This is a genomic window from Streptomyces dangxiongensis, from assembly GCF_003675325.1.
Classification (GTDB): Bacteria; Actinomycetota; Actinomycetes; order Streptomycetales; family Streptomycetaceae; genus Streptomyces; species Streptomyces dangxiongensis.
The window spans coordinates 20,522-31,030 of the sequence record NZ_CP033073.1 but is presented as its reverse complement, the minus strand read 5'-3'; the positions used below and the strand labels follow the sequence as shown (position 1 = coordinate 31,030).

At 73.1% G+C, this 10,509-nt stretch carries 9 protein-coding genes and 1 pseudogene; 1 reads left to right on the top strand and 9 read right to left on the bottom strand.

The window, feature by feature from the left end; all coding sequences use genetic code 11:
- The first annotated feature begins 23 nt into the window (after window positions 1-23).
- Window positions 24-1,583: an amino acid adenylation domain-containing protein gene (locus D9753_RS00455; RefSeq protein ID WP_163010563.1), complete on the top strand. Its 1,560-nt coding sequence runs from the start codon at window positions 24-26 to the stop codon at window positions 1,581-1,583.
- Between the two features lie 270 nt (window positions 1,584-1,853).
- Here the strand turns inward: D9753_RS00455 and D9753_RS00450 are convergent, their stop codons facing one another.
- The 9 genes and pseudogenes from D9753_RS00450 to D9753_RS00410 form a co-directional block, all read right to left on the bottom strand.
- Window positions 1,854-2,801: a GNAT family N-acetyltransferase gene (locus tag D9753_RS00450; RefSeq protein WP_121785229.1), complete on the bottom strand. Its 948-nt coding sequence runs from the start codon at window positions 2,799-2,801 to the stop codon at window positions 1,854-1,856.
- Window positions 2,802-2,823: 22 nt separating this feature from the next.
- Window positions 2,824-3,501, bottom strand: a complete 678-nt coding sequence (locus D9753_RS00445; RefSeq protein WP_163010562.1) for a TauD/TfdA family dioxygenase — start codon at window positions 3,499-3,501, stop codon at window positions 2,824-2,826.
- Window positions 3,474-3,821, bottom strand: coding sequence for a TauD/TfdA family dioxygenase (locus D9753_RS38590; protein ID WP_121785227.1), 348 nt, complete (start codon window positions 3,819-3,821; stop codon window positions 3,474-3,476). The genes D9753_RS00445 and D9753_RS38590 overlap by 28 nt, the downstream gene beginning before the upstream one ends.
- The gene (locus D9753_RS38585; RefSeq protein WP_276209410.1) at window positions 3,818-3,928 is read right to left on the bottom strand and encodes a hypothetical protein; all 111 of its coding nucleotides are present in this window, start codon (window positions 3,926-3,928) and stop codon (window positions 3,818-3,820) included. The genes D9753_RS38590 and D9753_RS38585 overlap by 4 nt, the downstream gene beginning before the upstream one ends.
- A gap of 19 nt (window positions 3,929-3,947) precedes the next feature.
- Window positions 3,948-5,750: a thioesterase domain-containing protein gene (locus D9753_RS36885; protein WP_205614015.1), complete on the bottom strand. Its 1,803-nt coding sequence runs from the start codon at window positions 5,748-5,750 to the stop codon at window positions 3,948-3,950.
- Window positions 5,743-7,407 carry a non-ribosomal peptide synthetase gene (locus D9753_RS00425; protein WP_240467962.1) on the bottom strand — a complete coding sequence of 555 codons (1,665 nt, stop codon included), beginning with the start codon at window positions 7,405-7,407 and terminating at the stop codon, window positions 5,743-5,745. The genes D9753_RS36885 and D9753_RS00425 overlap by 8 nt, the downstream gene beginning before the upstream one ends.
- Window positions 7,408-7,654: 247 nt before the next feature.
- Window positions 7,655-9,043: pseudogene (locus D9753_RS37400) on the bottom strand (condensation domain-containing protein); the annotation flags it as partial.
- 72 nt (window positions 9,044-9,115) lie between these two features.
- Window positions 9,116-9,334 carry an MbtH family protein gene (locus D9753_RS00415; protein ID WP_121785225.1) on the bottom strand — a complete coding sequence of 73 codons (219 nt, stop codon included), beginning with the start codon at window positions 9,332-9,334 and terminating at the stop codon, window positions 9,116-9,118.
- 86 nt (window positions 9,335-9,420) lie between these two features.
- On the bottom strand, window positions 9,421-10,443 hold the full coding sequence (locus D9753_RS00410) for a TauD/TfdA family dioxygenase (RefSeq protein WP_163010560.1): 1,023 nt from the start codon (window positions 10,441-10,443) through the stop codon (window positions 9,421-9,423).
- Window positions 10,444-10,509 lie beyond the last annotated feature (66 nt).

Sequence of the window (10,509 nt, the reverse complement as noted above, 5' to 3'; positions counted from 1 at the left end):
ACGCACCTGTAAGGAGCACCATCGTGTCCGTCCCGATATCGGCGCCCTCCTCGCTGCCCGGACTCTTCCGGGAGGTGGCCCGGCTCCACCCCGGCCGGACCGCCGTCGCGCAGGGCGAGCGCCGGCTGACCTACGCCGAGCTGGACCGTGAGTCGGACGGGCTGGCCCGGGTCCTGCGGCAGCGGGGCGTCGCCCCCGGCGATCTGGTCGGCATCGTCAACGAGCGGACCGCCGCCTTCCCGGTCGGCGTCCTCGCCGTCCTCAAGGCCGGCGGCACCTATGTGCCGCTCGACCCCGCCTATCCGACGGAGCGGCTGCTGCACATGGTGCGGGACGCCGCGGTCGGTCTGGTCGTCGGCGACGCGTCCGCGCTGCCCGAGCAGGTGGCCCGGGACCTGACCGCGGTCGGCCTCGGCGAACGCGCCCCCGCCGACGAGGACGAGGCGGCCCCCGGGCCGGAGGACGCCGCGTACGTCATCTACACCTCCGGCTCCACCGGCCTGCCGAAGGGCTGCGTCGTCACCCACGGCAACGTCCTGTCCCTGATCAGGGGCGCCCTGCCGCTGTTCGCATTCGGCCCGGACGACCGCTGGTCCCTCTTCCACTCCACCAGCTTCGACCTGTCCGTGTGGGAGATGTGGGGGGCGTGGGCCGGTGCCGCGACCGTGGTCATCGTGGACCAGGAGGCCGCCCAGGAGCCCGCCCGCCTCCTCAGGTTCCTCCAGGACGAGGCCGTCACCGTCCTCAACATGGTGCCCTCCGTCTTCCAGCACCTGGTGCACGCCCACGCCGACGCGGGCGCCCCCGAACTGCCCCTGCTGTACGTCGTCTTCGGCGGCGAGGCAGCACAGATCGACGTCGTCCGCGCCTTCGTCCGCGGACTCGGGGCGCCGCCCCGGATGGTCAACATGTACGGGATCACCGAGACCACCGTGCACGCCACCTTCAAGGAGTTCACCCCGGAGGAACTCGCGGGCACGGGGCCGGCCACGATCGGCACCGCCCTGCCCCACCTCCGCATCGACCTGCGTGACGACGACGGCAAGCTGGTCCCCGAGGGCGAGCCGGGCGAGATCTGGGTGTACGGGGCAGGGGTGGCACACGGCTATCTGAACCGTCCCGAGCTGACCGCCGCCCGCTTCACCGCCGCCGCCGGAGACCCGGCGGAGGAGACCGGCTACCGCTCGGGCGACCTGGCCCGGCTGCTGCCGGACGGCGAGATGGAGTATCTGGGTCGCAACGATCAGCAGGTGAAGCTGCGCGGCTTCCGGATCGAGCTCGGCGAGATCGAGAGCGTGCTGCGCGCCCACCCCGAGGTCCGGGAGGCGGCCGTCGTGGTGGAGGGCACCGACACCGACACCCGCCGGCTCCTCGCGCTGCTCGTCCCCGCCCGCCCCGGTACCAGGCTCGACCCGGCCGGGCTGCGCGCGCACGCCGCCACCCGGCTCACCACGTACATGGTTCCGCACCGCTTCGAGGTCGTCGGCGGCCTGCCGCTCACCCCCTCGGGCAAGCTCGACCGGCAGCTCCTGCAGAAGGCCGTCGACCAGCGGGCCGCCGCCCGCACCGGCCACCGCGCCTGACGCCGCCGGGGGAACGCGAAGGAACGCCGAAGGGCGGTCGGTCCCGTCCCAGCCGGTGTGATGCCGTTGGTCGATCCGGGGTCCGGGTCACTTCGCCCCGCCTCCCGCGGACGCATCGGCACCTGTGCCCTCCCAGAACGACGACGTCGGCCTTCCGGACCACAACCGGGTCCGGAAGGCCGACATCACGCCAGGCCCCGAATGCGCCATCGGCATCCCCGCCAGGAGGACGGGGCCGCCCTTCTCGTCGCTCCCCCGCGGGGCCACCCGTCAGCTCGCCGGGGCCTCGAAGACCAGCCTGATCTCGGTGTTGGCGTATCCGGCCCGCTCGAAGGCCGCGGCCATCGGCGTGTTCGTGGTGTCCGTCGTCGCCGTGATCAGCTCCGCCCCGTCAGCGGCGTGCAGCCGGGTGATCTCGCCGAGCACCTCGTCGATGTAGCCGCGCCCGCGCATCGCGGGCACCACGCCGAGGTAGCCGACGTTGCGGTTGTACGGCGTCGCCGACGGGATGGCCATGCCGGCCAGCTCGCCCTCCGGCGTGTACGCCAGACGCCACCACTCCCGCTTGCCGGGGCAGCTCAGGTAGAACTCCAGGTCCTCGCGGGCCTGCCGGTCCGCGCCGAGCACCGGCAGTTCGCGCAGGGTCGCGATGTCGAGGCTGCCGACGGCGATCTGCTTGAAGGCCTCGAGGAACGCCTCGTCGTCGCTGTCGGGGCGGAATTCGAGCCGGGTGGCGGGTGCCGGGAGGCCCGCCCCGGGGGTCCACTCGTACCGCAGCCGCTCGACCTCCTCGGTCAGCCCGGCGCGACGGGCCGCCTCGCTCCGCCAGGCCACCGCCGCCGCCACCTCGGGCCGCTCGCGCCAGCCGTTCTCCAGCGAGATGTTGTACTGCGGGCGTCCCTTGGCGCCGGCCCGCTCGAACGCCGTGTGCCCGGCGGCGAGCAGCTCCGCGGCGAGCCCGGCCCGGTCCTCGACGGAGCCGAGGACGTGCAGGCAGTCCAGAGCGACCGGGTGCTCGCTGTCGGACTTGCCCCACCACAGGGCGCGCGCGACGATCCGCCCCTCATCGTTCTCGGCGATCCAGGTCCACTCCGGGCGGAAGTGCCGCTCGGAGTACTCCTGGCGGAACCGCTCGCCCGTGATCCAGCTGACCGGCTCGTCCACGAGGAAACCGGCGACCGTGCCGGCCTCGGCCTCCGCGACCGTCCGGATACGCATGCTGCCTCCAGCGGTAGGTCGTTCAGTGGTGGCCGGGGGCCACGTACAGATCGGACATGGCGACGAGGATGCGCCGGTCGCCGCGGAACGGCTCCCGGGCGTGCGTCGCCAGGAAATTGTCGACGACCATCACGTCGTCGCGCTGCCACGGGAAGCTCACGGCAGCCTCCTCGTACAGTCCGCGGATCAGGACCATCACCTCGTCCTCGATCTCCTCGCCGTCGCCGTAGTAGGCATTGCGCGGCAGGCCCTCCAGGCCGTACTCGCCGATGAGGACCTCGGCGACCTCGGCGGGCAGATTGGAGGTGTGGAAGAGGTGGGCGTGGTTGAACCAGACGGTCTCGCCGGTGCGCGGGTGCTCGGCGAGCGCCTGCCGTCGCGACACGGTCCGCAGACCGTCGTTCCCGGTCCACTCGAAGGCGGTGCGGGACTGCTCGCAGTACGCCTCTACCACGGCCCGGTCACCGGTCTGGAAGACCTCCTGCCACGGGATGTCCAGGTCGGGCCCGTAATTGCGGATGTATCGCACGCCGTGCCGCTGGAACCGCTCCCGGACCTCGGCGGGGATCTTCGGGAAGACGCGGCGCTCACTGGCCACCGGGGTCGCACCACCCGTGGCGGAGGGCCGGTCGCCGTAGAAGTACAGGCGGCTCGGCCAGTTGTGCGCGTAGCTCATCTCGTGGTGGAAGAGGGGATCCACTGCTCCTCGCTGAGCTCCGTGGAGGTGAAGACCTTGTCGGCGACCTCGTTGCGCGGCGCCGCCCGCTCCAGATAGCCCAGCAGCTCGGGGGAGAAGGCCCTCGCCGCCCGCCCGAAGGCGTCCGGGTCCGGCACGTCGAAGCCGCGGAAGAGCAGCACTCCGCAGCGGTCGAGGGCGGTGAGCAGCAGCTCCCGGTGAGCGTCGATCCAGGGGCCGAGCGGGGTCCCCGGCTCCGCCGCCGTCAGCTTGAGCAGAAACGGCTCGTCGTCGAGCGGCTCGGTGCGCGCCCCCGGGAAGTCCGTCAGTTCGCTGGTCGTCACTTCTCCCCCTCCGCCGTCCGTCCCGCGAGGTCGCCGACCGGGTCCGCCATCGCGGCGAGGATTCGGCGCGGCCCCTCGAAGGGCTCACGGGCATGTGCGGTGATCATGTTCTCGACCAGGAGGACGTCACCGGACTCCCAGTCGAAAACCGGTCGTCGCGGCGTCGAGGACGGACCGGATCTCGTCGAGCGTCTCCGGCTCGATCGGCGTGCCGTCCCCGTAGTACGTGTTGTACGGCAGGTCCTCCGGCTCCACCGCCGCCAGCAGCCCCTCGCTGACCTCCTCCGGCAGCGAGGAGACGTGGAAGAAGTGCGCGTGGTTGAACCAGGTGCGTTCCCCGGTCACCGGGTGCCGGTGCACGGCCGGGCGCACCTGGTGGGTGCGCAGCTGCTCCTCGTCCACCCACTCGGCGGTGATCCCGGCGCGGGCGCAGTACGCCTCCACCTCCGCCGGGTCCTCGGTCTGGAACGCCTCCTGCCACGACAGGCTGATGCCCGGCAGGTAGTTGCGGACGTACCGCACCCCGAGCCGCTCGAACTTTTCGACCGTCTCCGGCCGCAGCCCGGCCAGCACCCGGCGCGAGTCGGCGAGCGGCGTGCGGCCGCCCTTCGTGGCCGCGCGCTCGCAGAAGAAGACGATCCGCAGCGGCCAGTTTTCCGTGTACGACTGCTCGTTGTGGAGCAGGATGTGCTGGTCCGCCGGGTATTCCGTCGACGTGTACACGCCCTCGGAGACCTCACTGCGCGGCGAGGACCGCTCCCCGTAGTCCAGGACCCGGGAGGAGACGGCGTCCAGCATTCCGCGGAAGCCCTTGTCATCGGTGACGTCGAACCCCCGGAAGAGCACGGCGCCGGCCTCGTGGGCGAGCCGGTCCACGGTTTCCCGGTGGCCGGCCAGCCAGGCGGCGAGATCGGTGCCGGGGGCCCCGGCCCGGACCAGGGCCGGCAGGCTGCCGGCCCGCCAGTCTGTGCGGATCTCGACGGCCGCGTCGGCCGCCGGGGGCGGGTCGGTGGGTACTGCTGTGCCGGTCGGTGCCGCTGCGTCGTTCATCGATGTTTCTTCCTGGAAGACGGTGTGCCGCGGTGAGGAGGAGGCCACGGCGGAGACCAGCCGCACGAGGTGCGCGACCGGTCCCGCGTGGTCGTCCGAGAGGTAGAAGTGGCCGCCGGGGAAGGGGAGCGGGAAGAAGCCGCGCCCCGCGACGTCCCGCCAGGCGAAGGCACCCTCCTCCGAGCAGTGCGGATCCTCCGTGCCCCACATCACCGTGAGCGGCGCCTCGACCGGTTCGAGCGAACTCGGTTCGTACCGTTCGATGAGCCGGTAGTCGCTGCGCAGCGGGCCGAGGATCAGGTCCCGCAGCTCGGCATGGTCGAGCACCTTATCCGGGATGCCGCCGAGCCGGCGGATGTGCGCGAGGAAGGTGGTGTCGTCGGCGAGGTGGTAAGAGGTGACCCGCGGCAGGGTGGGGGACTGGCGCCCCGACACGACGAGGTGGGCCGGGGGCGCCCCCGTCCGCTGGAGGCGCAGCGCCACCTCGTGGGCGACCGAGGCGCCCATGCTGTGGCCGAACAGCACCAGCGGCAGGTCCCGCAGCGGTTCGACGGCCTCGGTGACGGCGTCGGCCAGCGCGTCCATGGCGGTCACACAGGGCTCGTCGTCGCGGCTCTCCCGCCCCGGGTAGTGCACGGCCACATGGTCGACGTAGGCGGGCAGCAGCGTGGACCAGGGACGGAAGTAGCCCGGCCAGCCGCCGGCGTGCGGCAGGCAGATCAGCCGGACGGCGACCGGCCCGCCGGGCCGGAACCGCCGCAGCCACGGCTCGGCGGGGCCGGACGGCGTCGGCGTGCCGGTGGCGGCCCGGTGCGAGGCGCCACCCGGGGGGACGCGTGAGGCGTCGCGCAGGAAGGTGCGCCGGGAGACGTCAGTCACGGCGGCGGTCGATCCTCGGGATCGGGGCCGCCTCGGACGGCGCGGCCCCCGCCTGCACCTGCTTCGCGGCCACGAGCTCCGCAAGCGACGCCAGATCCGGCGCGTTGAAGAACTGGCCGATCTGCACCCGTACCCCGAACTCGGCGCGGATGCGGGAGATGGCCCGCAGCGCGAGCAGCGAGTGCCCGCCGAGCGCGAAGAACGAGTCGTGACGGCCGAGCCGCTCCACGCCGAGGAGCTCGGCGCACAGCTCGGCGAGTCGCTCCTCCAGCGGCGTCCGCGGCGCCTCGTACGGGGTGCCGCTGTCGCGCCCCTCCGGCTCCGGCAGGGCCGCCGTGTCCACCTTGCCGTGAGCGTTCAGCGGCCACCGGGCCAGGACCGGCAGATGCGCGGGGATCATCGCCTCCGGCAGCAGCCCGCCGAGCAGCTCGCGCAGCTCCGGGTCGAGACCCTCGGGCGCCTCCTCGGTGCCTGTGGTCACATACCCGATGAGCTGTGCCTGCCCGGTGTCGTCGACGCGGACGCGGACGAGGGCGTCGGTGACGGCGGGGTGGCGGCGCAGCGCGCTCTCCACCTCGCCGGCCTCGACACGATGGCCGCGGACCTTCACCTGGGTGTCGCCGCGTCCCAGGAACTCCAGGGAGCCGTCGGTCAGGCACCGTACCCGGTCGCCCGTCGCGTACAGCCGCTCGCCCGGGGCGAAGGGGTGCGGGACGAACCGCTCGGCGGTCAGCGCGGGCGACCCGAGGTAGCCGCGGGCCAGCTGCACGCCGCCGATGAACAACTCGCCGGGCACTCCGGGGGGCTGCGGCCGCCCGTCGGCGTCGAGCACGAGCAGCTCGGTGCCGGGCACCGGACGCCCGATGGGGACGTCGGCGGGCACGGGCCGCCGAACCTGCCCGGCGGTCACGTCGATGACGGCCTCGGTCGGCCCGTACTGGTTGAACAGCCGCGCCGCCGGATAGCGGTCGAGGAACCGCCCGGCCAGCTCCGCGGACAGTTTCTCGCCACCGCTGAGGAAGAGCCGTACACCCGGATGGGTGCCGGTCCCGGCTCCGGCCGCGTCCGCCGAGGCGATGAACTCGCGCAGCATCGACGGAACGAAGTGGCAGACCGTGACCCCGTGCCGGTCGATCAGCTCGTGGAGGTAGTCCGCGTCACGGTGGCCGCCGGGGCGGGCCTGCACCACGGCCGCACCGCACACGACGGGCAGCAGCAGCTCCCACAGCGAGACGTCGAAGCCGATCGGCGCCTTCTGCGCCACGCGGTCGGCGGCGCCGATCCCGTACGCCTCCCGCATCCCGGCGAGACGGTTCAGCAGACCGCCGTGGGTGAGCACGACGCCCTTCGGGCGCCCGGTCGAGCCGGAGGTGAACAGCAGGGCGGCGGCCCGCCTGGACGCGAAGGGCCCGTTCTCGAGGCGGTGGTCCGGCTGCCCGGTGACCCCGCCCGCGGGGACCGCGACCGTCTCCCGGGCCGGGAAGAGCTTGTCGAGCCCCGGCCCGGTCAGCACGGTCCGCGGCGCGCCGTCGCCGACGAGCTGCTCCAGGCGCGCGGCCGGGTACTCGGGGTCGAGCGGCAGGTGTACGGCACCGGCCTTCAGGACGCCGAGCACGGCGGCGACGAGATCGGCGCCCCGCTCCAGGCAGACGCCCACCCGGTCCTCGGGTCCGACGCCCAGTCCGGCGAGGAGGTGCGCCACCCGGGTTGGCCCGGCCGTCGAGCTCCGCGTATGTGAGGGTCTCCCCGGCGACGGCCCCGGCCGCGTCCCCGCCCCCGTCCGCAATCACGGCGGTGGCGTCGGGAGTACGGTCGGTCTGCGCCTCGAACCAGGCCACGACGTCGGCGTGTTCCGTCTCCACGGCGCGCTCCGAGGCGAGCGTGCTCACGGCCTGCTCGTACTCCTCCCGGGGCATCACAGGCAGTTCCCGCACCATCCCGCCGGGGGTCTCGGCCGCCGCGGTCAGGACAGAGGTGAGGGCGGCGGCCAGCCGGTCGGCCGTGTCCCGGTCGAAGAGCTCGGTGGAGTACTCCAGCCGGCCGTCGAGCCCGCCGTCCTCCTCGGGCGCGAGCTGGACGGAGAGGTCGCAGCGGACGGTGCCGACCAGCGACGGCAGCAGCTCGGCCTCCAGGCCGGGCACGGAGAACGCCAGTGGCGGTGTGTTGTGCAGGACCAGCCAGTGCCGGGCGAGGGTGGTCTGGCCGGACACGTCCCGCTCGGCGGGTACTTCAGCCACGATCCGCTCGAAGGACACGTCCTGGTGCGCGTACGCGTCCACGCACACGTCCCGGGTGCGCCGCAGCAGCGCCCGGAAGTCGTCATCGGGCTTCAGGCCCACCCTCAGCGGCAGGGTGTTGACGAAGAAGCCGACGGTGGACTCGAGTTCGGCTCGGCGGCGGCCGGCGACCGGGGTGCCGACAACCACGTCGTTCTCACCCGACCAGCGGCCGAGGACGACCGACCAGCCGGCGACGAGTGCCATGAAGAGGGTCGCCTGCGCCTCGTCGGTGAGGGCGCGCAGCCCCTTCACGACGGACGCGGGAAGCCGCAGCGGCACGGTGCCACCGGCGTAGCTGCGCTGCGCGGGCCGCGGCCGGTCGGCCGCCACGTCGACCATGGGGACACCGTCCAGCGTCTCCCGCCAGTACTGGAGCTGCTTGTCGAGCAGGCCCTGCTCCAGGGTGCCGCGCTGCCAGGCGGCGAAGTCCGCGTACTGCAGCGCCAGCGGGGGCAGGCCGGCCGTACGGCCCTGGGACAGTGCGGCGTAGGCCTCCCCCAGCTCCGCCATCAGCAGGCCCATGGACCAGCCGTCGACGACGATGTGGTGGACCGACAGCACCAGCGTCCACTCGGGCTCCGGGGCGTCGGAGACCTTCAGCAGCACCGCGCGCAGCAGCGGCGGCCGGGACAGGTCGAAGCCCTCGGAGGCGAGTTCGGTCACCGTCCGGTGCAGCTCGTCATGGGTCACCTCGCGAACCGGTACGCGCACGGCGACCTCGTCGGAGCCGAGGATCCGCTGCTCCGGCTCGCCGGTCTCGGGCGACTCCCCGATCGCCGTACGCAGCACCTCGTGGCGCTCCACGAGCAGGGCGAAGCAGTGCTCCAGGATATCGGGGTCGAGGCTGCCCCGCAGGCGCAGGGCGCCCGTGCCGACGTACATCGGCGAACCGGGCTGCAGCCGGTCCACCAGGAACAGGCGTTCCTGGCCGAAGGAAAGGGGGGCGCGGTCCGGGGCGCCGGTGCGCGGCCCGATGCGGTCGGCGGCCTGCCCGACACCGGAGTCGTCGAGCATCTGGTCCAGGAGCCGACGCTGCTCGGCCGAGAGCGAGAACTGCATCGAAGGTCTCTCCTCGATCGTGAACGGTCAGGCGGAAGGAGTCGGTTCCATGGCCCGGCGCACGCTCAGGGGCCGCATGTCGGTCCAGACGGCGTCGATGTGCGCCAGGCACGCCTCGCGCGTGCCCGAGGTGCCCTCGGCGGTCCAACCGGGCGGGAGTCCGGCGTCGGCACGCCAGATCGAGTACTGCAACTCTTCGTTGATGACCACGAGATGGGTCGTCTCCGACCCCGGATCAGCAAGCACGGTGTGGACCTCCAGCAGGTTGTGACGACCGGTCCAACCTGTCCGCTGCGGCGGCGGCTGTATTGTCGGGACTTCCCCTGACGAGCTCACACGGTGCCGGTGGTACCGGGGGCTGCGACGGTGCCGGGGGCGCCGACGTTCAGGGGCCGCTGGCCGTAGCCCGTCTCCGCCGCCTCGGTTGCGGGCCGGGGGCGGGGCAACCGCAGCTGGAGCCGCTTCAACCAGCGGTCCGTGCCGTCGTAGCTCGGGCGGAACGGGGCCCGCCCGTGGACGGCGAGGTCGTTGTCGATCAGCAGGATGTCGCCGGGTTCGATCCCGACGGTGACACTGCTCTTCTCCAGGGCCTCGCCGAGCGCCCTGTACGCCTCGTGGAAGTCCGGGTCGTCGGTGAGGAAGCGCGAGTACGCGGGGTCGTAGCGGACGCACGGTCCGTCCTCCGCGTCCCACACGGTGCGCACCCCGCCCTGCCCGGTCCCGCAGTCCCGCCCCTTCCAGGTGGCGGGGTAGGAGTCGTCCGGCAGGATTACGACCTCGGGGCGGCGTAGGATGTCCAGCCGCTCCTCGGACAGGCCGGTGTCACGGATCGAGGAGACCCGGCTGCCCACCCCGTCGGGGTTGCGGACGCAGTACAGCATCAGCGCCTGCGCCCGCTCCGGGTGGAAGGAGTCCTCCGTGTGCCACTCCAGGGTGGTGAGGCTGCTCGCCCCGACCTGCTTGTCCTCGGATCCGGGCGTCGGCACGATGTCGTGCACGAGCCGGCCCTCCTGCTGTCCGGCCCACGCGAACGGCTCACCGAGCGCGAAGGCGACGACGGTCAGGGCGAGATCGAGCGTGCGGGTCCGCTCGGTCTGCGGCAGGCCCCAGCGGACCGGCGTCGGCTCCATGCCGTCGAACTCCGCGAGGAGACCGGGGATGGTGCTGACCCCGGTGCGGCGGTCGGGCTGCCGGAGGTGCGGGCGCAGCGCGGCGAGCACGTCCTCGGGGACGTGGGGCCGCATGGGCTTCAGGAAGTCATCGGCGACGACGCCGGCCCGGCCCAGGTCGCGGGCGGACTCGAAGAGAAGGCGCGCGATCTCCCGGCGCTCGGAGACGGTCACAGGAGGGGCCACGCTGAGCACTCCTCGGCGGTGGGGGCGGCGGGTGGGCGGGACCCTCGGCGGTCCACCCGTCCAATG